This window comes from Streptomyces boetiae (genome assembly GCF_031845405.1).
GTDB classification, from domain to species: Bacteria; Actinomycetota; Actinomycetes; order Streptomycetales; family Streptomycetaceae; genus Streptomyces; species Streptomyces boetiae.
The window spans coordinates 1-25,150 of record NZ_JAVREN010000026.1 but is presented as its reverse complement, the minus strand read 5'-3'; the positions used below and the strand labels follow the sequence as shown (position 1 = coordinate 25,150).

Sequence of the window (25,150 nt, the reverse complement as noted above, 5' to 3'; positions counted from 1 at the left end):
ACAGGGCAGCTCTTGCGACCTCGGGGAGAGTCCGGCTGCCGCCTTGCGTCACGAGGGGATCGATGACTGACTACGGCCGGGGGCCCGGTGGCGAACCGTGGCACCCCGACGACCCGCTGCCCGGCGACGGGGAGCGGCACTGGCCCGGCGGGTACGACGGCGCGGACGGAACGGCCGGCTCCTGGGACCCCTACGGCGCTCCGACCCCGCGGCCCTGGCCCCCGCAGGAGCCCTACCCGGGACAGCCGTACCCCCCGCAGGCCCCCCTCTCCCCGGAGCAGTGGCCCCCGCACTCCGCCGGGCCCGCCGCGCACGCCCCCTATCCGCAGCAGGGCGGCTGGGACTCCGGCGCCGCCTACCCTCAGGCCCCGTACGACCCGCAGGCTCCCGGCGCCGGGGCCCACCCCGCGCCCGCCCCGTACGACACCGGCGGCTACCCGGACCCGTACGGGGCGCAGGCGTACCCGCCGCAGAACGCCCCCCACCCGCCGCACGGCTACCCCGGGCCGGGCGAGGTCTACCCCGGCGACGCCTACCCCGACCCCGGCGCGCACCACCCGGACGCCGCCGCAGCCCCCCACGCGGCGCCCGCGGCGGACCCCGCCCCCGGGCCCGACCCCGAGACCGGCTGGGACCCCGGCCCCGACCGGGGCGAGAGCGACTTCTTCAGCCGCCGCGACGAGGACGAGGAGCCGGAGGAGCACCCCCGCTCCGGGGAGACCTCCCGCCGCTCGCGCCGTGGCGACCGGCCGAAGAAGCGCCGCGCCGGCTGCGGCTGCCTGGTGGCCGCCGCGCTCGTGGCCGGCGGCGTGGGCGGAGTCGCCTGGTACGGCTACCAGTTCTACCAGGACCGCTTCGGCCCGGCCCCCGACTGGGCGGGCGAGGGCAGCGGCGAGGTCCAGGTCGAGATCCCCGAGGGCGCCTCCCTCTCCGACATGGGCAACCTCCTGCGGGAGCTGGGCGTGGTGCGCAGCCACGACGCGTTCGTGGAGGCCGCCCAGTCCGGCGGCGGCGAGGCGATCCAGCCCGGCGTCTACACCCTCCGCTCCCAGATGTCCGCCGAGTCCGCCCTCACCCTGCTCCTCGACCCCTCGGCCGCCAACGTCCTCATCATCCCCGAGGGCCGCCGCGCCACCGAGATCTACGCGCTGGTCGACCAGGCCCTGGGCGAGCCCGAGGGCACCACCGAGGAGGTCGCCGCCAACGCCGACCTCGGCCTTCCCGACTGGGCCGGGGGCGACGTCGAGGGCTTCCTCTTCCCCTCCCGGTACTCCGTGGGCGAGGACACCACCCCCGAGGCGCTGCTCACGGAGATGGTCGACCGGGCCGAGGCCACCTTCACCGACCTCGACCTCGCCGGCCGCGCCGGGACCATCGACCGCTCCCCGCGCGAGGTCCTGGTCATCGCCTCCCTCATCGAGGCCGAGGCCCAGCAGGACGAGGAGTTCGGCCGCGTCTCCCGCGTGATCCACAACCGGCTCGCCCAGGACATGCGGCTGGAGTTCGACTCCACCATCAACTACGCGATGGGCCGCTCCACCCTGGAGACCTCCATCGAGGACACGCAGTACGCCTCGCCCTACAACACCTACGTCGAGTTCGGCCTGCCGCCCGGCCCCATCGACAACCCGGGCGAGCAGGCCATCGAGGCGGCCCTCAACCCCACCGACGGCGACTGGCTGTACTTCGTCACCGTCCGCGAGGGCGACACCCGCTTCACCGCCGACTACGACGAACACCTGCGCAACGTCGAGGCGTTCAACGAGGCCCAGGAGGCCGGCGAGTGACCGGCCCCGCCCCCCGCCGCGCCGCCGTGCTCGGCTCGCCCATCGCCCACTCCCTCTCCCCGGCCCTGCACCGCGCCGCCTACCAGGCCCTGGGCCTGACCGCGTGGAGCTACGACCGGTTCGAGGTGGACGAGGACGCGCTGCCCGGCTTCCTCGCGGGCCTGGGCCCCGAGTGGGCCGGGCTGTCCCTGACCATGCCCCTCAAGCGGGCCGTGTTGCCGCTGCTCGACGCCGTCAGCCCCGCCGCCGCGTCCGTGGCCGCCGTCAATACCGTCCTGTTCACCCCCGACGGCCGCCGCACCGGCGACAACACCGACATCCCCGGGATGGTGCGGGCCCTGCGCGAGCGCGGCACCACCACCGTCGAGCGCGCCACCGTCCTGGGCGCAGGAGCCACCGCCGCCTCGGCCCTGGCCGCGCTCGCCGAGGTGTGCTCCGGCGAGGTCACCGCCTGCGTCCGCTCGGCGGAGCGCGCCGCCGAGATGCGCTCCTGGGGCGAACGCCTGGGCGTCGCCGTCCGCACCGCACCCTGGTCCGAGGCCCCCCGGGCCCTGGCCGCGCCCCTGGTGATCGCCACCACGCCCGCGGGGGCCGCCGACGACCTGGCCCCGGCCGTTCCCGCCACCCCCGGCACGCTGTTCGACGTGGTCTACCACCCCTGGCCCACGCCGCTTGCCGCCGCCTGGTCCGCGCGCGGCGGCACCGTCCTGGGCGGGCTCGACCTGCTGGTCCACCAGGCCGTCCTCCAGGTGGAGGCGATGACCGGGCACGCGCCCGGCCCGCTGGCCGCCATGCGGGAGGCCGGGCAGGCCGCCCTCGCCGCCCACTGACCCCCCGCGAGACCTCGCGCCCGTCCCGGCTGCCGAACTCCTGCGGGCCGGCGGCCCCGGACGTGGCAGGATCGCGGGGGGAGACCCGAGGGCCGGCCACACGGCCCGAGGGCGTACCACATCGCGCACATCGTTGAAGGAGCACCGTTGAGCAGGCTGCGCTGGCTGACGGCGGGGGAGTCGCACGGCCCCGCACTGGTGGCGACGCTGGAGGGGCTGCCGGCCGGGGTGCCGGTCACCACCGGCATGGTGGCCGACGCGCTGGCCAGGCGCCGCCTCGGCTACGGCCGCGGAGCCCGGATGAAGTTCGAGCGGGACGAGGTCACCTTCCTCGGCGGCGTCCGCCACGGCCTCACCCTCGGCTCGCCCGTCGCCGTCATGGTCGGCAACACCGAGTGGCCCAAGTGGGAGCAGGTCATGGCCGCCGACCCGGTGGACCCGGAGGTCCTGGCCGGGCTGGCCCGCAACGCCCCCCTCACCCGCCCCCGCCCCGGCCACGCCGACCTGGCGGGCATGCAGAAGTACGGCTTCGACGAGGCCCGCCCCGTGCTGGAGCGCGCCTCCGCCCGCGAGACCGCCGCCCGCGTCGCCCTGGGCACCGTCGCCCGCTCCTACCTCAAGGAGACCGCCGGTATCGAGCTGGTCTCCCACGTCGTCGCCCTCGGCGCCGCCCGCGCCCCCGAGGGCGGGCCGCTGCCCGGCCCCGCCGACACCGCGCGGCTGGACGACGACCCGGTGCGCTGCTTCGACCCGGCCGCGAGCGAGGCGATGGTCGCGGAGATCGATCAGGCCCACAAGGACGGCGACACCCTCGGCGGCGTCGTGGAGGTCCTCGCCCATGGCGTCCCCGTCGGGCTGGGCTCCCACGTGCACTGGGACCGGCGCCTGGACGCCCGCCTCGCGGGCGCGCTGATGGGCATTCAGGCCATCAAGGGCGTGGAGGTCGGGGACGGCTTCGCGCTGGCCGGCGTCCCCGGCTCCCTGGCCCACGACGAGATCGTGCCCGGGCCCGGCGGACTGCGCCGCGCCTCCGGCCGCTCCGGAGGCACCGAGGGCGGCCTGTCCACCGGCGAACTCCTGCGCGTTCGCGCCGCGATGAAGCCCATCGCCACCGTGCCCCGGGCGCTGGCCACGGTGGACGTCACGACCGGCGAGCCCACCCGCGCGCACCACCAGCGTTCCGACGTCTGCGCCGTGCCCGCCGCCGGCATCGTCGCCGAGGCCATGGTCGCCCTGGTGCTGGCGGACGCCGTGGCCGAGAAGTTCGGCGGCGACAGCGTCACCGAGACCCGCCGCAACGTCCGCGGCTACCTGGACACCCTGGAGATCAGGTGACGGGCCCGGCCGTCGTGCTGGTGGGCCCGCCCGGCGCGGGCAAGTCCACCGTAGGCGCCCTGCTGGCCGAACGCCTGGGGCTGGCCGTCCGCGACACCGACGCCGACGTCGAGCGCGCCGCGGGGAAGACCATCGCCGACCTCTTCCTGGAGGAGGGCGAGGAGTACTTCCGCGACCTGGAGGCCGAGGCCGTGCGGCGGGCCCTGGCCGCCCACGAGGGCGTGCTCTCCCTGGGCGGCGGCGCCGTGCTGCGCCCGGAGACCCGCGCGCTGCTGGCCGGGCTGCCCGTCGTCTTCCTCGACGTCACCGACGCCGAGGCGGTGCGCCGGGTCGGCCTGGACGCCCCCCGCCCGCTGCTCGCCGTCAATCCCCGCCGCCACTGGCGGGAGCTGATGGAACGCCGCCGCCCGCTGTACGCGGAGGTGGCCCGCGCGGTCGTCCCGACCGCCGGACGCACCCCCCAGGACGTGGTCCTGGCGGTGTGCGAGGCGCTGGAACTCGATGTGGAGTGCGAAACGGAATGACCGCCAGCCAGGACCCGCAGGCCGCCGAGCCCACCCGGATCACGGTGCCCGGCAGCGCCGGGACCCAGCCCTACGACGTGCTGATCGGGCGCAGCCTCCTGGGCGAACTGCCCGCCCTCATCGGCACCGAGGCCCGCCGGGTCGCGGTGCTGCACCCCGAGGCGCTGGCCGGGACCGGCGAGCTGATCCGCGAGGACCTCGCCGCCCAGGGCTACGAGACCATCGCCGTGCAGGTGCCCAACGCCGAGGAGGCCAAGACCGCCTCGGTCGCCGCCTACTGCTGGAAGGCGCTGGGCCAGTCCGGCTTCACCCGCACCGACGTGGTCGTCGCCGTGGGCGGCGGCGCCACCACCGACCTCTCCGGCTTCGTCGCGGCGAGCTGGCTGCGCGGAGTGCGCTGGATCGCCGTGCCCACCACCGTGCTGGGCATGGTGGACGCCGCCGTGGGCGGCAAGACCGGCATCAACACCGCCGAGGGCAAGAACCTCGTCGGCGCCTTCCACCCCCCGGCCGGGGTGCTGTGCGACCTGGCCTCGCTGGACTCGCTCCCGGTGCACGACTACGTGTCGGGCCTCGCCGAGATCATCAAGGCCGGCTTCATCGCCGACCCCGCCATCCTGGCGCTGATCGAGGCCGACCCGCAGGCCGCCCGCGGCCCCGGCGGGCCGCACACCGCCGAGCTGCTGGAGCGCTCCATCCGCGTCAAGGCCCAGGTCGTCGCGGGCGACCTGCGCGAATCCGGCCCCCGCGAGATCCTCAACTACGGCCACACGCTGGCCCACGCCATCGAGAAGAACGAGCGCTACACCTGGCGCCACGGCGCCGCCGTCTCCGTCGGCATGGTCTTCGCCGCCGAACTCGGCCGGATCGCGGGCCGCCTGGACGACGCCACCGCCGACCGCCACCGGGCGGTGCTCTCCTCCGTCGGCCTGCCCGTCACCTACCGCGGCGACCAGTGGCCGCGGCTGCTGGAGACGATGCGGATCGACAAGAAGTCCCGCGGCGACCGGCTGCGGTTCATCGTCCTGGAGGGCCTGGCCCGCCCCGCCGTCCTGGAGGCGCCCGACCCGGGGATGCTGGTGGCCGCGCACGCGGAGATCGCCGCGTGAGCGACGGGCGCGCGACTGCCGGGCCGCGGACTCCGGCGATGGCCGCGCCTTGCCGCGCGGGTGGATACGGGAGCACACCCAGGCGGAGCCTGGGGGAGATCGAGGAGGCACGGTGAGCGCCCGCGTGCTCGTCCTCAACGGCCCCAACCTCGGCCGCCTCGGCTCCCGCGAGCCCGACGTCTACGGCTCCACCACCTACGCCGGCCTGGTCGAGCGCTGCACGGCCGCCGGCGCGGAACTGGGCCTGGCCGTGGAGGTGCGGGAGACCAACGACGAGGGCGAGCTGATCCGCTGGCTGCACGAGGCCGCGGACCAGCGCCTGCCCGTGGTCCTCAACCCCGGGGCGTTCACCCACTACTCCTACGGCCTGCGCGACGCCGCCGCCCAGCGCACCGCCCCGCTGATCGAGGTGCACATCTCCAACCCCTACGCCCGCGAGGAGTTCCGGCACACCTCGGTGATCGCGGCGGTGGCCAGCGGCACGATCGCCGGCTTCGGCATCGGCTCCTACGTGCTGGCGCTGCGCGCCCTCGCCGCGCAGGCGGGGGAGGGGCCGGCGGCCTGACCGGAGCCGGGAGCCAGGCGACCCGGGGTGCGCCCGCCGAAAGCGGCGGGATTCCCGGCGCCGGCCGGGCACCCCGGGGCCCCGCCGCCCGTTGCAGCCTGCGGGGACCTTCCGGGTACGGTGTCCCTCGGCGTGTTGTCGGCAGCGGACGAGGACGGAGAAGGGGAAGCGGATGCAGCAGCCCGGCGGGATGCCCGTGCCACCGCCGGCCCCGCCGGACGGCGGGACCTCCGGCTACCCCCTGCACCTGCCCCCCGGCGGCGGCGTGCCCGCGCCCACCCCGGCGCCGGGCGGGGCGTACCCCGAGGCCGCCCGCGCGGGCGTCGCGGTCCTGCTCATCGGCCCCGCGGGCGCGGGCAAGACCACCGTCGCCCGGTACTGGGCGGAGCGCCGCCCCGTGCCCACCGCGCACATCAGCCTGGACGACGTGCGCGAGTGGGTGCGTTCCGGCTTCGCCGACCCGCGCTCCGGCTGGGACGACCGCTCCGAGGCCCAGTACCGCCTCGCCCGCCGCACCTGCGGCTTCGCCGCCCGCAACTTCCTGGCCAACGGCATCTCCTGCATCCTGGACGACGCCGTCTTCCCCGACCGCCCGGCCATCGGGCTGGGCGGCTGGAAGCGGCACGTGGGCCCCGGCCTGATCCCCATCGTGCTGCTGCCCGGCCTGGAGGTCGTCCTGGAGCGGAACGCCGCGCGCACCGGCACCCGGCGCCTGTCCAGCGAGGAGGTGGCCACCATCCATGGCAGGATGGCCGGCTGGTACGGCTCGGGGCTGCCGATCATCGACAATTCCCGCCACGACGTGGCCACGACCGCCCGGATGCTGGACGACGCCGTGGCCCGCAGCCTGAGCACTCCGCCCGCCTGGTGACCGCCTCTGCGCCGGGCCCCCGCCCGACCGGCCCCCTCCGGGCGGCTGGGAACGGCGGCGCTGCGTAGGCTCGGGACATGTCCGAGGTACACGCGGCCCGGCGGTCACGGCTGCGCGCCCACTGCGCGAAAGAAGCGGGCGGCGCCGCCGCCCTGGTCTCCCGCCCGGCCAACGTCCGCTATCTGGCCGGCCGGGCCCCGGCCGGCGCGGTGCTGCTGGTCCCGCCCTCAGGCGGCGACGTCCTCTTCGGCCACTGGAACCCCGCCGCCGACCCGGCCGGGCCCCGGCCCGGGGAGGAGGACGGCGGGCTGCGTGCCGAGCCCCTGCCGGACGGCGCCGACCCCGCCGCGGCCGCCGCCGTGCTGGCCGCCGAGCGCGGCGCCGGGACCGTCGCCCTGGAGGAGCACCACCTGACCGTCGCCCGGCACCGGGCGCTCACGGCCCAGGCACCAGGGCTGGCCCTGGGCGACCTGGGCTGCGCCGTGGAACGGCAGCGGCTGGTGAAGGACGAGGAGGAGATCGCCGCCCTGCGGGTGGCCGCCGAGATCACCGACCGGGCGCTGGGGGAGCTGCTGGAGTCGATCCTGGTCGGCCGCACCGAGCGGCACCTGGCGCTGGAACTGGAACGCCGCCTGGTGGACCACGGCGCGGACGGCCCCGCGTTCCCCACCTCGGTCGCCACCGGCAGCCACTCGGGCCTGGCCGGGCACCGGCCCACCGACCGGCGGGTGGAGGAGGGCGACTTCCTCACCGTGCGGCTGGGCGCGCGCTTCCGCGGCTACCGCTGCCAGATCGGGCGGACCTTCGTCATCGGCACCAGCCCCGCGGACTGGCAGATCGAGCTGTACGAGGTCGTCTTCGCCGCCCAGCGGGCCGCCCGCGAGGCGCTGGCCCCCGGCGTGGAGTACCGGGCGGTGGACCGGGCGGCCCGCCAGGTGCTGGACGAGGCCGGGCACGGCGGCGCGCTGGGGCCGGTGACCGGGCACGGGGTCGGCCTGGAAATCGGGGAGGACCCTCGGTTGTCACCTGGCGCCATGGGTAGACTGGGCCCTTGCGTGCCGGTCACCGTCGAGCCGGGGGTGCATCTTCCGGGCCGGGGCGGTGTCCGGATCGACGACACGCTCGTCGTCCGCTCGACCGCGGACGGCGGACCCGAGCTACTCACCATCACGACCAAGGAGCTCCTCGCCCTGTAGCGCTGACGCGCGCGGCGGGGGGAGACCGCGGTCATCAGCAAGCTGTCTGTAGGAGATTCCGCGACCGTGGCGACCACGAACGACCTCAAGAACGGCATGGTGCTCAAGCTCGACGGGGGCCAGCTCTGGTCCGTTGTCGAGTTCCAGCACGTCAAGCCCGGCAAGGGCGGTGCCTTCGTGCGCACCAAGCTGAAGCACGTACTCTCCGGCAAGGTGGTCGACCGGACCTTCAACGCGGGCACCAAGGTGGAGACCGCCACCGTCGACCGGCGGGGCATGCAGTTCTCGTACAAGGACGGCCCGGACTACGTCTTCATGGACACCGAGACGTTCGAGCAGCTGCCGCTGACCCCCGAGACCGTCGGCCAGGCCGCCAACTACCTGCTGGAGGGCCAGGACTGCACGGTCGCCATCCACGAGGGCAACCCGCTGTTCGTGGAGCTTCCGGCCGCCGTCGAGCTGGTCATCGAGTACACCGAGCCGGGGGTGCAGGGCGACCGCTCCACCGGCGGCACCAAGCCCGCCCGCCTGGAGACGGGGTACGAGATCGGCGTGCCCCTCTTCATCACCACCGGCGAGAAGATCAAGGTCGACACCCGTTCCGGCGACTACCTCGGCCGGGTGAACAGCTAGCCGTGGCTGCCCGCAGCAAGGCCCGTAAACGCGCCCTGCAGATCCTCTTCGAGGCCGACCAGCGCGGAGCGGCCCCCACGGAGGTCCTCGCCGACTGGGTGCGGCTGGCGAAGGACGACCACCGGCAGCCGCCGGTCAGCGACTACGCCCGCGCGCTGGTCGAGGGCTACGCGGGCCACGCCGAGCGGATCGACGGCCTGCTCGCCCGGCACACCGTGGGCTGGCCCCTGGACCGGATGCCCGGCGTGGACCGGAACATCCTGCGGCTGGCCACCTTCGAGCTGCTGTGCCAGGAGGACATCCCGGACGCCGTGGTGCTCGACGAGGCCGTGCAGCTGGCCCGGGAGTTCTCCACGGACGACTCGCCGGCCTTCGTCAACGGCCTCCTCGGCCGCCTGAAGGACCTCAAGCCGACCCTGGACGGCTGAGACTCCCCCGGCCCGCCCGCGAGGGCGGCCCGGGGGACACACGGGGCGGGGGCCGCGCGGCCCCCGCCCCGTGTGTCAGCCCTCCTCGGCCTGCACGGCCCGGCGGGCGTCCGCGCCCAGCACGCCCCAGCTGATCAGCTGCTCCGTCAGCACGGACGGCGACTGATCGTAGATCACGGCGAGTGTGCGCAGGTCGTCCTGACGGATGGACAGCACCTTGCCGTTGTAGTCGCCGCGCTGGCTCTGGATCGTCGCGGTGTATCGCTGGAGCGGCCCGGCCTTCTCGCTGGGCACGTGCGCCAGGCGCTCCAGGTCGAGCACGAGCTTCGGCGGAGGCTCGGCGGCGCCGCCGGGCGTGGAGCCGGGCAGCAGCTCCTGCACCGGGACCCCGTAGAAGTCCGCCAGCTCCGCGAGGCGCTGCACGGTCACGGCCCGGTCGCCGCGCTCGTAGGAACCGACCACGACCGCCTTCCAGCGGCCCTGCGACTTCTCCTCGACCCCGTGAAGCGACAGACCCTGCTGGGTGCGGATGGCGCGGAGCTTCGCTCCGAGCTGTTTGGCGTATTCGCTGGACATGTATCTCCCCGGACGGCTACTTCGTAACTCACTGTGAGGTTACGCAGCGTAATGCAGCTCGTCAAGCGGGGAGGGGCCAGTCGGTCTCTGACCAGGGGCAATGCTGAGCGTGCCGGGGCCCCTGGTATGGTCGTGGCGTTCGGCCGACGTCCTTTAAGGCCCGTCCCGTGAGGCGGGGAAGGAGGTCCTTCACACGATGGACACCAGCATGCCCGCGGCCCCGCGCTCCGTACTGGAGCCCCCCGACATCGCCCGGGCCCTCACCCGCATCGCCCACGAGATCGTCGAACGCGCCAAGGGCGCGGGCGACGTGGTCCTGCTCGGCATCCCCACCCGCGGTGTCTTCCTGGCCCGCAGGCTCGCCGACCGGCTGCGCGAGATCACCGGAGGCCCCGTCCCGGTCGGCTCCCTGGACATCACGATGTACCGGGACGACCTGCGGCTGCGCCCGGCCCGCGCCCTGGCCGCCACCGACATCCCCGGCGACGGCATCGACGGCCGGCTCGTCGTCCTGGTGGACGACGTGCTCTTCTCCGGCCGCACCATCCGGGCCGCCCTGGACGCGCTCAACGACATCGGCCGCCCCCGCGCGGTGCAGCTGGCCGTCCTCGTCGACCGCGGCCACCGCGAACTGCCCATCCGCGCCGACTACGTCGGGAAGAACATCCCCACCTCCCTGCGGGAGACGGTCAGGGTCCTGCTCACCGAGGAGGACGGCCGGGACGGCGTGCTGCTCGGCGACGGCGAGCCCGCAGCGGCCCGCGAGCGGTAGCGCCCGCCCGCGCCGCCCGACGCCCCGGCACGACCGCAGCCCACGCTTGCCCTGACCCACGGAAGGCACCAGATGAAGCGCCACCTCATCTCGGCCACCGACCTCACCCGCGACGACGCGGTGCTGATCCTCGACACCGCCGAGGAGCTGGCCCGCGTCGCCGACCGGCCGATCAAGAAGCTCCCGACCCTGCGCGGGCGGACCGTCGTCAACCTCTTCTTCGAGGACTCCACCCGCACCCGCATCTCGTTCGAGGCCGCCGCCAAGCGGCTCTCGGCCGACGTCATCAACTTCTCCGCCAAGGGCTCCTCGGTCTCCAAGGGCGAGTCCCTGAAGGACACCGCGCTGACCCTGGAGGCCATGGGCGCCGACGCGGTGGTCATCCGCCACCACGACTCCGGCGCCCCCCACCGGCTGGCCACCTCCGCCTGGATCGGCGGCAGCGTGATCAACGCCGGGGACGGCACCCACGAGCACCCGACCCAGGCGCTGCTCGACGCGTTCACCCTGCGCCGCAGGCTCTCCGGCGGCGGGCCCGAGGGCGCTCGCGGCGCCGACCTCGCCGGGCGCCGCGTCACCATCGTCGGCGACATCCTGCACAGCCGGGTGGCCCGCTCCAACATCCACCTGCTCACCACCCTGGGCGCCGAGGTCACCGTCGTCGCCCCGCCCACCCTGCTGCCGGTGGGCATCGACCACTGGCCCTGCGCGGTCTCCTACGACCTGGACGCCGTGCTGCCCAAGTCCGACGCCGTGATGATGCTGCGCGTGCAGCGCGAGCGGATGAACGCCGCCTACTTCCCCACCGAGCGCGAGTACGCCCGGCGCTGGGGCCTGCACGGGGACCGGATGGCGCGGATGCCAGGACACGCCGTCGTCATGCACCCCGGTCCGATGAACCGCGGCATGGAGATCACCGCGGAGGTGGCCGACTCCCCGCGCTGCACCGCCGTGGAGCAGGTCTCCGGCGGCGTCAGCGTCCGGATGGCCGTGCTCTATCTCCTGCTCGGCGGCTCCGGCCCCGCCGTCACCACCCGCACCACTGAGGAGGCCCCCCAGCCATGAGCCCCACGAGCGAGAAGCGGCGGACCCTGATCCGCGGCGCGAGCCTGCTCGGCGGCCCGCCGACGGACGTGCTCATCGAGGGGGAGAGCGTCGCTGCCGCCGGCCCCGGCCTCACGGCCGAGGGCGCCGAGACGATCGACGCCGGCGGCCTGGTCCTCCTGCCGGGTCTGGTCGACCTCCACACCCACCTGCGCGAGCCCGGCCGGGAGGACTCCGAGACCGTCCTCACCGGCACCCGGGCCGCCGCGGCCGGCGGCTACACCGCCGTCCACGCCATGGCCAACACCTTCCCCGTCGCGGACACCGCCGGGGTCGTGGAGCAGGTCTGGCGCCTGGGCCGGGAGTCCGGGTACTGCGACGTGCAGCCCGTCGGCGCCGTCACCGTCGGCCTGGAGGGCAAGCAGCTCGCCGAGCTGGGCGCCATGCACGACTCGGCCGCCGGCGTGGTCGTCTTCTCCGACGACGGCCGCTGCGTGGACGACGCGGTGATCATGCGCCGCGCGCTGGAGTACGTGAAGGCGTTCGACGGGGTCATCGCCCAGCACGCCCAGGAGCCGCGCCTGACCGAGGGCGCCCAGATGAACGAGGGCGCCGTCTCCGCCGAGCTGGGCCTGGCCGGCTGGCCCGCCGCCGCCGAGGAGTCGATCATCGCCCGCGACGTCCTGCTGGCCGCCCACGTCGGCTCCCGCGTGCACGTCTGCCACCTCTCCACGGCCGGTTCGGTGGACCTGATCCGCTGGGCCAAGTCCAAGGGCTGGCAGGTCACCGCTGAGGTCACGCCCCACCACCTGCTGCTCACCGACGACCTGGTCCGCTCCTACGACCCGGTTTACAAGGTCAACCCGCCGCTGCGCACCGAGGCCGACGTCCGCGCGCTGCGCGAGGCCCTGGCCGACGGCACCATCGACTGCGTGGCCACCGACCACGCCCCGCACCCGCACGAGGACAAGGACTGCGAGTGGCCCGCCGCGGCCATGGGGATGATCGGGCTGGAGACCGCCCTGTCCGTCGTGCAGCACACCATGGTCGACACCGGCCTGCTGGACTGGGCGGGCCTGGCCGACCGGATGTCCGCCCGGCCCGCCGCCATCGGCCGCCTGGGCGGCCAGGGCCGGCCCGTCGCCCCCGGCGAGCCCGCCAACCTCACCCTCTACGACCCGGCGCACCGCGCGGTGGTCGACCCCTCCGGCTTCGCCTCCCGCAGCCGCAACAGCCCCTACCGCGGCCTGGAGCTGCCCGGCCGGGTCACGCACACCTTCCTGCGCGGCCGGGCCACCGTCCGGGACGGGGTGCCCACATGAGCGGCGCTCCCCCGCGTGGGGGTCCCCCCGGGCGAAGCCTGGGGGCGGGAGGTACCCCCAGCGCGGCTGCCGGGCCGCGGATTCCCGTGATGGCCGCGCCTTGCCGCGCGGGCGGAGAAGCGATCAAGGAGGCACAGTGAACGCCTCCGCGCTGCTGACCGCCGCGCTGGCGGCCGAGGGCGCCGAGCGCCGGTCCGCCGAGGTCACCGACTGGGCCGCCCGGATCGGCTGGGTGATCGGGCTGCTGCTGTTCATCGCCCTGGTCTACTGGCTGATGCGGGAGGGCTGGAAGTGGCGCGCCACCCTTCAGGGCGACCTCCCGCCCCTGCCGGCCCCGCCCGAGGAGCCGGGCGAGCCGCGCCTGCGGCTGACCGGCCGGTACCACGGCAGCACCACCGCCGGCCGCTGGCTGGACCGCATCGTCGCGCACGGCCTGGGCACCCGCAGCCGGGCCGAGATGACCCTCACCGCCGAGGGCGTGACCGTGCTGCGGCCGGGCGCCGCCGACTTCCACATCCCCTCCGGCAGCCTGCGCGGCGCGCGGCCGGAGAAGGGGATCGCCGGCAAGGTCCTCACCGAGGGCGGACTGCTCGTGATCACCTGGGAGCACGGCGGCCGGCTGCTCGACTCGGGTTTCCGCTCCGACCGCGCTGCCGAGCACGCCGCCTGGATCGACGCCCTCGGCGCCCCGCCCGCCCTCACGGCCCCCGGCACCCCGGACCGCACCACCCCCCAGGAGGGCAGACAGTGACTCCCCCGACCCCCGCGGCCGCCCCCGGCCGCGCCCCGCACGCCGCCGCCCCCGCCGTGCTCGTGCTGGAGGACGGCCGGTCCTTCCGCGGCCGGGCCTACGGCGCGGTCGGCGAGACCTTCGGGGAGGCCGTCTTCTCCACCGGCATGACCGGGTACCAGGAGACCCTGACCGACCCGTCCTACCACCGCCAGGTGGTCGTGATGACCGCCCCGCACATCGGCAACACCGGCGTCAACGACGAGGACCCCGAGTCCCGCCGCATCTGGGTGGCCGGGTACGTCGTGCGCGACCCCGCCCGCCTGCCCTCCAACTGGCGCGCCGTGCGCACCCTGGACGAGGAGCTGGCCGCCCAGGGCGTCGTCGGCATCAGCGGCGTGGACACCCGCGCGCTGACCCGCCACCTGCGCGAGCGCGGCGCCATGCGCGCCGGGATCTTCTCCGGCGCCGCACTGGCCGGCACCGAGGCCCTGCTGGAACGCGTGCGCTCCTCGCCCGGAATGGCCGGCGCCGACCTCGCCGCCGAGGTCGCCACCACCGAGCCCTACGTGGTCCCGGCGGTGGGGGAGAAGCGGCTGACCGTGGCCGCCGTCGACCTGGGCATCAAGGGCATGACCCCGCAGCGGATGGCCGAGCGCGGCATCGAGGTGCACGTGCTGCCCGCCACCGCGGGCCTGGAGGAGATCTACGCCCTCGCCCCCGACGGGGTGTTCTTCTCCAACGGCCCCGGGGACCCCGCGACCGCCGACCACGCCGTGAACGTCATGCGCGGCGTTCTCGACCGCGGCACCCCGCTGTTCGGGATCTGCTTCGGCAACCAGATCCTCGGACGCGCCCTGGGCTTCGGCACCTTCAAGCTGAAGTACGGCCACCGCGGCATCAACCAGCCGGTCAAGGACCTGGCCACCGGCCGGGTCGAGGTCACCGCGCACAACCACGGCTTCGCCGTGGACGCCCCCCTGGACCGGGTCTCGCAGACGCCCTTCGGCCGCGTCGAGGTCTCCCACGTCTGCCTCAACGACAACGTGGTGGAGGGCCTGCGCCTGCTCGACCGCCCTGCCTTCAGCGTCCAGTACCACCCCGAAGCGGCGGCCGGCCCGCACGACGCCGCCTACCTGTTCGACCGCTTCGTGAAGCTCATGGAGGACCGGCGTGCCTAAGCGCACCGACATCCGCTCCGTCCTGGTCATCGGATCCGGACCGATCGTCATCGGCCAGGCCGCCGAGTTCGACTACTCCGGCACGCAGGCCTGCCGCGTGCTGAAGGCCGAGGGCCTGCGGGTCATCCTGGTCAACTCCAACCCGGCCACGATCATGACCGACCCCGGGATCGCCGACGCCACCTACGTGGAGCCGATCACCCCCGAGTTCGTCGAGAAGATCATCGTCAAGGAGCGGCCCGACGCCCTCCTGCCCACCCTCGGCGGCCAGACCGCGCTCAACACCGCCGTGTCCCTGCACGAGTCCGGCACCCTGGCCGCCCACGGCGTCGAGCTGATCGGCGCCAACGTCGAGGCCATCCGCAAGGGCGAGGACCGCGACCGCTTCAAGGACGTGGTCGCCGCCGTCCGGGCCGCCACCGGGCACGGCGAGTCGGCGCGTTCCGTCATCTGCCACACCATGGACGAGGTCCTGGCCGGCGTCGCCGAGCTGGGCGGCTACCCCGTGGTGGTCCGGCCCTCCTTCACCATGGGCGGCGCCGGCTCCGGCTTCGCCCACGACGAGGAGGAGCTGCGCCGCATCGCCGGGCAGGGCCTGGCCCTCTCGCCCACCACCGAGGTGCTCCTGGAGGAGTCCATCCTCGGCTGGAAGGAGTACGAGCTGGAGCTGATGCGCGACCGGAACGACAACGTCGTCGTGGTCTGCTCCATCGAGAACCTCGACCCCATGGGCGTCCACACCGGCGACTCCATCACCGTCGCCCCCGCGATGACCCTCACCGACCGCGAGTACCAGATCCTGCGCAACGTCGGCATCGCCGTCATCCGCGAGGTCGGCGTCGACACCGGCGGCTGCAACATCCAGTTCGCCGTCAACCCCGACGACGGCCGGATCGTCGTCATCGAGATGAACCCCCGGGTCTCCCGCTCCTCCGCCCTCGCCTCCAAGGCCACCGGCTTCCCGATCGCCAAGATCGCCGCCCGGCTCGCCATCGGCTACACGCTGGACGAGATCCCCAACGACATCACCGAGAAGACGCCCGCCTCCTTCGAGCCGACGCTGGACTACGTCGTCGTCAAGGTGCCGCGGTTCGCCTTCGAGAAGTTCCCGGCCGCCGACGCCAGCCTCACCACCACCATGAAGTCGGTCGGCGAGGCCATGGCCATCGGCCGCAACTTCACCGAGGCCCTGAACAAGGCCCTGCGCTCGGTCGAGAAGAAGGACGCCCCCTTCGACTTCTCCGGCGACCCCGCCGCCCTCGGCGGCAAGGACGCCCTGCTCGCCGCCGCCCGCACCCCCACCGACGGCCGCCTGAACACCGTCATGAACGCCATCCGCGCCGGCGCCACCCCCCAGGAGGTCACCAACGCCACCCGCATCGACCCCTGGTTCGTCGACCAGCTCTTCCTGATCCACGAGATCGCCCAGGACCTGGCCGCCGCCCCCCAGCTCACCCCCGACCTCCTGGCCACCGCCAAGCGCCACGGCTTCTCCGACGCCCAGATCGCCGGCATCCGCGGCCTGCGCGAGGACGTGGTGCGCGAGGTCCGCCACGCCCTGGGCGTGCGCCCGGTGTACAAGACGGTGGACACCTGCGCGGCCGAGTTCGCCGCCCGCACCCCCTACCTCTACTCCTCCTACGACGAGGAGACCGAGGTCACCCCGCGCGAGAAGCCGGCCGTCATCATCCTCGGCTCCGGGCCCAACCGCATCGGCCAGGGCATCGAGTTCGACTACTCCTGCGTCCACGCCTGCTTCGCCCTCAGCGAGGCCGGCTACGAGACCGTGATGGTCAACTGCAACCCCGAGACCGTCTCCACCGACTACGACACCTCCGACCGGCTCTACTTCGAGCCGCTCACCCTGGAGGACGTCCTGGAGATCGTGCACGCCGAACAGCAGGCGGGCCCCGTCGCCGGGGTCCTGGTGCAGCTCGGCGGCCAGACTCCCCTCGGGCTCGCCCAGGCCCTGAAGGACAACGGCGTGCCCATCGCCGGCACCTCGCCCGAGGCCATCAACCTCGCCGAGGAGCGCGGCGCGTTCGGCCGCGTCCTGGCCGAGGCCGGGCTGCCCGCCCCGAAGTACGGCACCGCCTTCTCCTTCGAGGAGGCCGCCTCCATCGCCGCCGGCATCGGCTACCCCGTGATGGTCAGGCCCAGTTACGTCCTGGGCGGGCGCGGCATGCAGATCGTGTACGACGAGCCGGCGCTCGCGGAGTACCTGCGCCGCCACGCCGGCCTGATCTCCGAACACCCCGTCCTCATCGACCGGTTCCTCGACGACGCCATCGAGATCGACGTCGACGCCCTCTACGACGGACAGGAGCTGTACCTGGGTGGCGTGATGGAGCACATCGAGGAGGCCGGCATCCACTCCGGCGACTCCGCCTGCGCCCTGCCGCCCATCACGCTGGGCGGGCACGACATCAAGCGCCTGCGCGCCTCCACCGAGGCCATCGCCCGCGGCGTGGGCGTGCGCGGCCTGATCAACATCCAGTTCGCGCTGGCGGGGGACATCCTCTACGTCCTGGAGGCCAACCCCCGTGCCTCCCGCACCGTCCCCTTCACCTCCAAGGCCACGGCCGTTCCGCTGGCCAAGGCCGCCGCCCGGATCTCCCTGGGCGCCACCGTCGCCCAGCTCCGCGCGGAGGGCGTGCTCCCGGCCCGCGGGGACGGCGGCACCCTGCCGATGGACGCGCCGATCTCCGTCAAGGAGGCGGTCATGCCCTGGTCCCGCTTCCGGGATGTCCAGGGCCGCGGCGTGGACACCGTCCTGGGCCCCGAGATGCGCTCCACCGGCGAGGTCATGGGCATCGACGAGGTCTTCGGCACCGCCTACGCCAAGTCCCAGGCCGGCGCGTACGGGGCGCTGCCCACCAAGGGCCGGGCGTTCGTCTCGGTGGCCAACCGGGACAAGCGCGCGATGATCTTCCCCGCCCGCGCCCTGGTCGAGCACGGCTTCGAGCTGCTGGCCACCTCCGGCACCGCCGAGGTGCTGCGCCGCAACGGCATCGCCGCCACCGTCGTGCGCAAGCAGGGCGACGGCGAGGGCCCCGCGGGCGAGCCCACCATCGTGCAGCTCATCCACGACGGCAAGGTCGACCTCATCGTCAACACCCCCTACGGCACCGGCGGACGGCTGGACGGCTACGACATCCGCACCGCCGCCGTCGCCCGCGGCATCCCCTGCCTGACCACCGTGCAGGCCCTGGCCGCGGCCGTTCAGGGCATCGACGCCCTGGGGCGCGGCGAGGTCGGGGTGTGCTCCCTCCAGGAGCACGCCCGCCGCCTGACCGCCGCCCGCGACGGCCGGTGAGCGCGTTGACCGCCTACGACCTCTTCTTCCGCGCCGCCCTGTGCCGGATCGACCCCGAGCGGGCCCACGGCCTGGCCTCCGGCCTGATCCGCTCCGCCGCCCGGGTCCCCGCCCTGCGCGGGGCCGTGGCCGCGGCCTTCGCGCCCACCCCGCCCGAACTGCGGGTCAGCGCCCTGGGCCTGGACCTGCCCGGGCCGCTTGGCCTGGCGGCCGGCTTCGACAAGAACGCCACGGGAACGGCCGGCCTGGCGCTGCTCGGCTTCGGCCACGTCGAGATCGGCACCGTCACCGGCCGCGCCCAGCCCGGCAACCCGCGCCCGCGCCTCTTCCGGCTGCCCAAGGACCGGGCGCTGATCAACCGGATGGGCTTCAACAACGACGGCGCCGCCGTCGTCGCCGCCCGCCTGGCCCGGCGCCCGCGCCCCGGCCCGGTGGTCGGGGTCAACATCGGCCGCACCAAGGCCGTTCCCGAGGAGCGCGCCGTGGCCGACTACGTCGCGGGCACCGAACTCCTCGCCCCGCACGCCGACTACCTGGTCGTCAACGTCTCCTCGCCCAACACCCCCGGCCTGCGCGACCTCCAGGCCGCCGACCGGCTGCGCCCGCTGCTGACGGCCGTCCGCGAGGCGGCCGAACGCGCGGTGCCCGGGCGGCGGGTCCCGCTGCTGGTGAAGATCGCCCCCGACCTCGCCGACGAGGACGTGGACGCCGTCGCGGACCTCGCCCTGGAGCTGGGCCTGGAGGGCATCATCGCCACCAACACCACGATCTCCCGCGCCGATCTCGCCACCGCCGAGGGCGCGGTGCGGGCCGCGGGCGCCGGGGGCCTGTCCGGGGCGCCCGTGCGCGAGCGCGCGCTGGCCGTGCTGCGCCGCCTTTACCTGCGCGCCGGCGGGCGGCTGACCCTCATCGGGGTCGGCGGCGTCGAGACCGCCGAGGACGCCTGGCAGCGCATCCTGGCCGGCGCCACCCTGGTGCAGGGGTACACCGGCTTCATCTACGGCGGGCCGGGCTGGGCCCGCCGCGTCCACCGCGGCCTGGCCGAGCGGCTGGCCGCCAGCCCCTACGCCACCCTGGCCGAGGCGGTGGGCACCGCCGCGCACCGGGCGCCCGCCCCGTCCGCCGCCGCGACCCGCCCGCGGCGCGGCCCCGCATCCGAGAGGCAGGCCCCGTGACCGCCAGCGAGCCCTTCGGCGCCCGGCTGCGCCGCGCCATGGACCGGCGCGGCCCGCTGTGCGCCGGCATCGACCCGCACCCCGCGCTCCTCTCGGCCTGGGGCCTGCCCGACGACGTCGGCGGCCTGGAGCGCTTCTGCGCCACCGCCGTGGAGGCGCTGGCGGGGCAAGTGGCCGCGTTCAAGCCTCAGTCGGCCTTCTTCGAACGCTTCGGCTCGCGAGGGATCGCGGTGCTGGAGCGCACGGTGGCCGAGGCGCGCGCGGCCGGCGCGCTCGTGGTGCTCGACGTCAAGCGCGGGGACATCGGCTCCACCATGAGCGCCTATGCGAGTGCCTACCTGGACAAGGGCGCCCCGCTCTTCTCGGACGCCGTGACCCTCAGCCCCTACCTTGGGTTCGGCGCCCTGCGGCCCGCTCTGGACCTCGCCCGCGCGAGCGGCTGCGGCGTCTTCGTGCTCGCGCTCACCTCCAACCCCGAGGGCGCGGGGGTGCAGCGCGCCACCGGCGGGGACGGCCGGCAGGTCGCCCAGGCCGTGCTGGACGGTCTCGCGGCCGAGAACGCCGGTGCGGCACCGCTGGGTTCCTTCGGCGCGGTCGTCGGCGCCACGCTCGACGAGGCGGGCGCCGACCTCAACGTCAACGGCCCGCTCCTGGCGCCCGGTCTGGGCGCCCAGGGGGCCACCGCGGCGGACCTGCCACGGGTGTTCGGGGACGCGCTGGGCAACGTCCTGCCCGCCGTGGGCCGTGACCTGCTGCGGCACGGGCCCTCCCCGATGGCACTGCGTGCCGCCGCCGAGCGGGAGGCCGAAGCGTTCGCCCGAGCGTTCGCTACCGGAGCGTAACCAGTCGTCGCGATGCGGAGCCGGGCGTGGGGATATGCCTGATATGTCGTGCCGGGGTCGAGGCTGACCAGGACTTTTTGTCGATTCTCCCTGACTAATTGGCGCCGCTGCCGCTAGTCTCCGTCGAGAGCGGAGCCCCGGGCGCGTTGCTCGTTGCTCCATCGGTGCGGGACTACTAGGTTCCTCACCATTCCCTATCCGACAGTTCGACACCCGAGGTGACGTAGGCGTGGCTCTTCCGCCCCTAACCCCTGAACAGCGCGCAGCCGCGCTTGAGAAGGCCGCCGCGGCTCGCCGGGAGCGCGCCGAGGTCAAGAATCGGCTCAAGCACTCCGGCGCCTCGCTGCACGAGGTCATCAAGCAGGGCCAGGAGAACGATGTCATCGGCAAGATGAAGGTCAGTGCTCTGCTGGAGTCGATGCCCGGCGTCGGCAAGGTCCGTGCCCGCCAGATCATGGAGCGGCTCGGCATTTCCGAAAGCCGCCGGGTCCGCGGCCTCGGAACCAATCAAATCGCCGCTCTTGAGCGCGAGTTCGGCACCGGTGCCGCCTGAGGTCAACCCGGGCCTAACGGGCTCGTCGGCGCCCGTTTTCCCCCTGGCCGCGGGAACGGGATAATCACCGCATGACCGATCGTCCGCGGTTGACCGTGCTCTCCGGCCCGTCAGGGGTTGGCAAGAGCACGGTCGTCGCCCACATGCGCAAGGCCCACCCGGAGGTGTGGCTCTCCGTCTCCGCCACCACGCGGAAGCCACGCCCCGGAGAGCGGCACGGCGTGCACTACTTCTTCGTGGACGACGAGGAGTTCGACAAGCTCATCGCCAACGGCGAGCTGCTGGAGTGGGCCCGGTTCGCCGGGAACCGCTACGGGACCCCCCGCCGGGCCGTGCAGGACCGGCTCGCGGCGGGGGACCCCGTCCTCCTGGAGATCGACCTCCAGGGCGCCCGGCTGGTGCGCGCGTCGATGCCGGAGGCCCGCCTCGTCTTCCTCGCCCCGCCCAGCTGGGAGGAGCTGGTGCGCCGCCTCACGGGCCGGGGCACCGAGCCGCCCGAGGTGATCGAGCGGCGGCTGGCCGTGGCCAGGACGGAGCTGGCCGCCGAGCCGGAGTTCGACGTCACCCTCGTCAACACCTCCGTCGAGGCCGTCGCCGCCGAGCTGCTAGCCTTGGTCCGTTGACCAGCACATCCAGCACCACCCTGTAGCCGACGCGGAAGGCAGAGCGTGTCCTCCTCCATCACCACGCCCGAGGGCATCATCAACCCGCCGATCGACGAGCTGCTCGAGGCCACCGACTCGAAGTACAGCCTGGTGATCTACGCGGCCAAGCGGGCCCGGCAGATCAACGCGTACTACTCGCAGCTCGGCGAGGGCCTCCTGGAGTACGTCGGCCCGCTGGTGGACACCCACGTCCACGAGAAGCCGCTGTCCATCGCCCTGCGGGAGATCAACGCCGGCCTGCTGACCTCCGAGGCGGTCGAGGGCCCCGCCGACTAGGGCCTTCCCTCCGCCGCGGCGCTCCGCGCGCACCGGGCCCGGCGCCACCGCGGTGGCCGCCGGGCCCGTGGCCTGTCCGGGCCGCCGGAGGGCCCCGAGCCGACCGACCCTGAGCTGACCGAAAGGACCGGCATGGACCAGACCCGGGTGGTTCTCGGGGTGGGCGGCGGCATCGCCGCCTACAAGGCGTGCGAGCTGCTGCGGCTGTTCACCGAGTCCGGGCATCGCGTCCGGGTGGTGCCCACCGCCTCCGCGCTGCGCTTCGTCGGGGCGCCCACCTGGGCCGCCCTCTCCGGCGAGCCGGTGGCCACCGAGGTCTGGGACGAGGTCCACGAGGTCCCGCACGTGCGCATCGGCCGCGAGGCGGACCTGCTGGTCATCGCCCCGGCCACGGCGGACGTCCTCTCCCGCGCCGCCGGGGGCCGCGCCGACGACCTGCTGACCAACGTCCTGCTCACCGTCCGATGTCCCGTGGTGTTCGTCCCCGCCATGCACACCGAGATGTGGGAGCACCCCGCGACCCGGGCCAACGTCGCCACCCTCCGCGAGCGCGGCGCCGTGGTCGTCGAGCCCGCCGTGGGCCGGCTCACCGGCGCCGACACCGGCAAGGGCCGCCTCCCCGACCCCGACGCGATCTTCGAGCTGTGCCGCCGCGTCCTGGCCCGCGGAGCCGCGGCCGACGCCGCGGACCTGGCCGGGCGGCACGTCGTGATCAGCGCCGGCGGCACCCGCGAGCCGCTGGACCCCGTGCGGTACCTGGGCAACCGCTCCTCCGGCAAGCAGGGCTACGCCCTGGCACGCACCGCCGCCGCCCGCGGCGCCCGCGTCACCCTCGTCGCCGCCAACACCGCCCTGCCCGACCCGGCCGGCGCCGAGGTCGTCCCCGTGGGCACCGCCGAGGAGCTGCGCACCGCCGTGCTCAAGGCCGCCGCCGACGCCGACGCGGTCGTGATGGCCGCCGCCGTGGCCGACTTCCGCCCGGCCTCCCGCGCGGCGAACAAGATCAAGAAGCAGGAGGGCCGGGACCCCGAGCCCGTCGCCCTGGTCCGCAACCCCGACGTCCTCGCCGAGCTGTCGGCCGCCCGCCCGGCCCCCGGCCAGGTCGTCGTCGGCTTCGCCGCCGAGACGGACGACGTGCTGGCCAACGGCCGCGCCAAGCTGGCCCGCAAGGGCTGCGACCTGCTGGTGGTCAACCAGGTCGGCGAGGGCCTGGCGTTCGGCACCGAGGAGAACGAGGCGGTCGTCCTGGACGCCTCCGGCGGCGAGACCCACGTCCCCCGCGGCCCCAAGGAGGTCCTGGCCGACCGGATCTGGGACGCCGTGGCCGCCCGCTGGGCCTCCGCCGCGCACTGACCCGCCCGCGCGCCGGGGTGCCTCCGGCGGGCTGCCCACAGGGCGGACTTCCCCTCCCGCAACCGCCGCCCGCCCGCTACTGTAGGGAAACCCTGACCGGTGCCCCTGCGCCCCGGCGGGCGCGGTCCGGGCCGAGGGCTACACTGACGCCGACCGCGCCAGAGCCCGGGCCGGTCACCGAGCGTCAGTCAGCAGCCGCTGCAACCAAGGGAGCGATGTGTCCCGCCGTCTCTTCACCTCGGAGTCCGTGACCGAGGGTCACCCCGACAAGATCGCCGATCAGATCAGCGACACCATCCTGGACGCCCTCATCAAGGAGGACCCGACCTCCCGGGTGGCGGTGGAGACCCTCATCACCACCGGCCTGGTGCACGTGGCCGGCGAGGTCACCACCAAGGCGTACGCCCCCATCGCGTCCCTGGTGCGGAACAAGATCCTGGAGATCGGCTACGACTCCTCCAAGAAGGGCTTCGACGGCGCCTCCTGCGGCGTCTCCGTCTCCATCGGCGCCCAGTCGCCCGACATCGCGCAGGGCGTGGACGCCGCCTACGAGGCCCGCGTCGAGGGTGCCGCCGCAGGTGAGGACATTGACGAGCTGGACCGCCAGGGCGCGGGCGACCAGGGCCTGATGTTCGGCTACGCCTGCGACGAGACGCCCGAGCTGATGCCGCTCCCCATCCGCCTGGCGCACCGCCTCTCGCACCGGCTCTCCGAGGTCCGCAAGAACGGCACCATCCCCTACCTGCGGCCCGACGGCAAGACCCAGGTCACCATCGAGTACGACGGCGACAAGGCCGCCCGGCTGGACACCGTCGTCGTCTCCAGCCAGCACGCCGGCGACATCGACCTCGACTCGCTGCTCGCCCCCGACATCCGCGAGTTCGTCGTCGAGGCCGAGCTGAAGGCCCTGGTGGACGACGGCATCAAGCTCGACACCGAGGGCTACCGGCTGCTGGTCAACCCCACCGGCCGCTTCGAGGTGGGCGGCCCCATGGGCGACGCCGGCCTGACCGGGCGCAAGATCATCATCGACACCTACGGCGGCATGGCCCGCCACGGCGGCGGCGCGTTCTCCGGCAAGGACCCCTCCAAGGTGGACCGCTCCGCGGCCTACGCCATGCGCTGGGTCGCCAAGAACGTCGTCGCGGCCGGCCTCGCCGCCCGCTGCGAGGTCCAGGTCGCCTACGCCATCGGCAAGGCCGAGCCCGTCGGCCTGTTCGTGGAGACCTTCGGCACCGCCACCGTTCCCGCCGAGCGCATCGAGCACGCCATCGGCGAGGTCTTCGACCTGCGCCCGGCCGCCATCATCCGCGACCTCGACCTGCTGCGCCCGATCTACGCCCAGACCGCTGCCTACGGCCACTTCGGCCGCGAGCTGCCGGACTTCACCTGGGAGCGCACCGACCGCGTCGACGCGCTGCGGGCCGCCGCCGGCCTGTGACCGCCCGCCGCGCCCCGGGACCGCGCGTTCCCGGGCCGGCCGCGGACGTTTCCTCCGGCCCGGCCTCTCCCCGCCGCGGGAGAGGCCGGGCCTGTCCGTGCCGTCTGGTGTACTGACCTGCGTGGAGGCGACACCGGAGGACGGCGCGGGGGAGGGGACCGGCGGCGAGCAGCTCGCGCTGGTCCGCGGCCCCGCGCCCCGCGTGCCCCGCCCGCCCAGGGCCCGCCCCCGCACCTGGCGCGGCGCGCCGGTCGCCGAGCGGCTGCCCGTCGCCCGCGTCCTCGTCGACAAGGGTCTGGTCCACCTCGACCGCCTCTTCGACTACGCCGTCCCCGCCGCCATGGACGAGGAGGCCAGGCCCGGCGTCCGGGTCCGGGTCCGCTTCGGCGCCGGGCAGCGCGCCGGCCGCCGGGAGGGCGGCGGCCTGATCAACGGCTTCATCGTCGAGCGCCGCGCGGAGACCGACTTCCCCGGCGTCCTCGCCCCGCTCGCCCAGGTGCTCTCCACCGAGCCCGTCCTGAGCCCCGGACTGCTGCGGCTGTGCCGGGCCGTGGCCGACCGGTACGCCGGGGCGCTGGCCGACGTCGTGCAGCTGGCCGTTCCGCCCCGCATGGCCCGCGCCGAGC

25 protein-coding genes are annotated in these 25,150 nt (G+C 74.6%); 24 read left to right on the top strand and 1 reads right to left on the bottom strand.

The annotated features are described in order from the left end of the window. Positions 1 to 62: 62 nt before the first annotated feature. The 10 genes from mltG to nusB all read left to right on the top strand — a co-directional run bounded on the left by mltG (position 63) and on the right by nusB (position 9,278). The gene (mltG, locus tag RM780_RS17685; RefSeq protein WP_311631722.1) at positions 63 to 1,787 is read left to right on the top strand and encodes an endolytic transglycosylase MltG; all 1,725 of its coding nucleotides are present in this window, start codon (positions 63 to 65) and stop codon (positions 1,785 to 1,787) included. Next, complete coding sequence (locus RM780_RS17680; protein ID WP_311631721.1) at positions 1,784 to 2,617, top strand: shikimate dehydrogenase; 834 nt, start codon at positions 1,784 to 1,786, stop codon at positions 2,615 to 2,617. The genes mltG and RM780_RS17680 overlap by 4 nt, the downstream gene beginning before the upstream one ends. Positions 2,618 to 2,764: 147 nt before the next feature. Next, on the top strand, positions 2,765 to 3,952 hold the full coding sequence (gene aroC / locus RM780_RS17675) for a chorismate synthase (RefSeq protein WP_311631720.1): 1,188 nt from the start codon (positions 2,765 to 2,767) through the stop codon (positions 3,950 to 3,952). Next, entirely contained in the window at positions 3,949 to 4,476 is a 528-nt protein-coding gene (locus tag RM780_RS17670) for a shikimate kinase (RefSeq protein ID WP_311631719.1), read from the top strand. The genes aroC and RM780_RS17670 overlap by 4 nt, the downstream gene beginning before the upstream one ends. Beyond that, positions 4,473 to 5,585, top strand: a complete 1,113-nt coding sequence (gene aroB / locus RM780_RS17665; RefSeq protein ID WP_311631718.1) for a 3-dehydroquinate synthase — start codon at positions 4,473 to 4,475, stop codon at positions 5,583 to 5,585. The genes RM780_RS17670 and aroB overlap by 4 nt, the downstream gene beginning before the upstream one ends. A 112-nt stretch (positions 5,586 to 5,697) precedes the next feature. After that, positions 5,698 to 6,150, top strand: a complete 453-nt coding sequence (gene aroQ / locus RM780_RS17660) for a type II 3-dehydroquinate dehydratase (RefSeq protein ID WP_311631717.1) — start codon at positions 5,698 to 5,700, stop codon at positions 6,148 to 6,150. 172 nt (positions 6,151 to 6,322) lie between these two features. Continuing rightward, positions 6,323 to 7,021, top strand: coding sequence for an AAA family ATPase (locus RM780_RS17655; RefSeq protein WP_311631716.1), 699 nt, complete (start codon positions 6,323 to 6,325; stop codon positions 7,019 to 7,021). A gap of 77 nt (positions 7,022 to 7,098) precedes the next feature. Next, positions 7,099 to 8,217 carry an aminopeptidase P family protein gene (locus tag RM780_RS17650; RefSeq protein WP_311631715.1) on the top strand — a complete coding sequence of 373 codons (1,119 nt, stop codon included), beginning with the start codon at positions 7,099 to 7,101 and terminating at the stop codon, positions 8,215 to 8,217. Positions 8,218 to 8,283: 66 nt separating this feature from the next. Next, entirely contained in the window at positions 8,284 to 8,850 is a 567-nt protein-coding gene (gene efp / locus RM780_RS17645) for an elongation factor P (RefSeq protein ID WP_311631714.1), read from the top strand. Positions 8,851 to 8,852: 2 nt separating this feature from the next. Continuing rightward, positions 8,853 to 9,278 (top strand): transcription antitermination factor NusB, encoded by a 426-nt coding sequence (gene nusB / locus RM780_RS17640; RefSeq protein ID WP_311631713.1) that lies wholly within the window; start codon positions 8,853 to 8,855, stop codon positions 9,276 to 9,278. A gap of 75 nt (positions 9,279 to 9,353) precedes the next feature. On the opposite strand, the gene bldD is transcribed toward nusB, so the two are convergent. Then, a complete protein-coding gene (gene bldD, locus RM780_RS17635; RefSeq protein WP_077062573.1) occupies positions 9,354 to 9,854 on the bottom strand; it encodes a transcriptional regulator BldD in 501 nt (166 codons plus the stop codon). A gap of 196 nt (positions 9,855 to 10,050) precedes the next feature. On the opposite strand from bldD, the gene pyrR reads away from it, so the two are divergent. The 14 genes from pyrR to RM780_RS17565 form a co-directional block, all read left to right on the top strand. Beyond that, positions 10,051 to 10,626 (top strand): bifunctional pyr operon transcriptional regulator/uracil phosphoribosyltransferase PyrR, encoded by a 576-nt coding sequence (gene pyrR / locus RM780_RS17630; RefSeq protein WP_311631712.1) that lies wholly within the window; start codon positions 10,051 to 10,053, stop codon positions 10,624 to 10,626. Positions 10,627 to 10,698: 72 nt separating this feature from the next. Continuing rightward, positions 10,699 to 11,691: an aspartate carbamoyltransferase catalytic subunit gene (locus RM780_RS17625; RefSeq protein WP_311631711.1), complete on the top strand. Its 993-nt coding sequence runs from the start codon at positions 10,699 to 10,701 to the stop codon at positions 11,689 to 11,691. Then, positions 11,688 to 12,992 carry a dihydroorotase gene (locus tag RM780_RS17620; RefSeq protein ID WP_311631710.1) on the top strand — a complete coding sequence of 435 codons (1,305 nt, stop codon included), beginning with the start codon at positions 11,688 to 11,690 and terminating at the stop codon, positions 12,990 to 12,992. Before RM780_RS17625 ends, RM780_RS17620 begins: the two co-directional genes overlap by 4 nt. Before the next feature lie 136 nt (positions 12,993 to 13,128). Further along, positions 13,129 to 13,743, top strand: a complete 615-nt coding sequence (locus RM780_RS17615) for a PH-like domain-containing protein (RefSeq protein WP_394813000.1) — start codon at positions 13,129 to 13,131, stop codon at positions 13,741 to 13,743. Beyond that, a complete protein-coding gene (carA, locus tag RM780_RS17610) occupies positions 13,740 to 14,903 on the top strand; it encodes a glutamine-hydrolyzing carbamoyl-phosphate synthase small subunit (RefSeq protein WP_311631709.1) in 1,164 nt (387 codons plus the stop codon). Before RM780_RS17615 ends, carA begins: the two co-directional genes overlap by 4 nt. After that, the gene (gene carB / locus RM780_RS17605) at positions 14,896 to 18,219 is read left to right on the top strand and encodes a carbamoyl-phosphate synthase large subunit (protein ID WP_311631708.1); all 3,324 of its coding nucleotides are present in this window, start codon (positions 14,896 to 14,898) and stop codon (positions 18,217 to 18,219) included. The genes carA and carB overlap by 8 nt, the downstream gene beginning before the upstream one ends. Then, entirely contained in the window at positions 18,216 to 19,394 is a 1,179-nt protein-coding gene (locus RM780_RS17600) for a quinone-dependent dihydroorotate dehydrogenase (protein WP_311631707.1), read from the top strand. Before carB ends, RM780_RS17600 begins: the two co-directional genes overlap by 4 nt. A gap of 38 nt (positions 19,395 to 19,432) precedes the next feature. Then, entirely contained in the window at positions 19,433 to 20,236 is an 804-nt protein-coding gene (pyrF, locus tag RM780_RS17595; protein WP_394813002.1) for an orotidine-5'-phosphate decarboxylase, read from the top strand. A 229-nt stretch (positions 20,237 to 20,465) separates the two neighbouring features. After that, on the top strand, positions 20,466 to 20,789 hold the full coding sequence (locus RM780_RS17590; RefSeq protein WP_311631704.1) for an integration host factor: 324 nt from the start codon (positions 20,466 to 20,468) through the stop codon (positions 20,787 to 20,789). A gap of 71 nt (positions 20,790 to 20,860) precedes the next feature. Then, complete coding sequence (gene gmk, locus RM780_RS17585) at positions 20,861 to 21,412, top strand: guanylate kinase (protein WP_311631703.1); 552 nt, start codon at positions 20,861 to 20,863, stop codon at positions 21,410 to 21,412. Between the two features lie 45 nt (positions 21,413 to 21,457). Next, positions 21,458 to 21,730, top strand: coding sequence for a DNA-directed RNA polymerase subunit omega (gene rpoZ, locus RM780_RS17580; RefSeq protein WP_311631702.1), 273 nt, complete (start codon positions 21,458 to 21,460; stop codon positions 21,728 to 21,730). 132 nt (positions 21,731 to 21,862) lie between these two features. Next, entirely contained in the window at positions 21,863 to 23,083 is a 1,221-nt protein-coding gene (gene coaBC, locus RM780_RS17575) for a bifunctional phosphopantothenoylcysteine decarboxylase/phosphopantothenate--cysteine ligase CoaBC (RefSeq protein WP_311631701.1), read from the top strand. A gap of 217 nt (positions 23,084 to 23,300) precedes the next feature. After that, positions 23,301 to 24,524, top strand: coding sequence for a methionine adenosyltransferase (metK, locus tag RM780_RS17570; RefSeq protein WP_311631700.1), 1,224 nt, complete (start codon positions 23,301 to 23,303; stop codon positions 24,522 to 24,524). 121 nt (positions 24,525 to 24,645) lie between these two features. Continuing rightward, positions 24,646 to 25,150, top strand: a 505-nt coding sequence (locus RM780_RS17565) for a primosomal protein N' family DNA-binding protein (RefSeq protein ID WP_449657201.1), incomplete at its 3' end; no start/stop codon positions are given.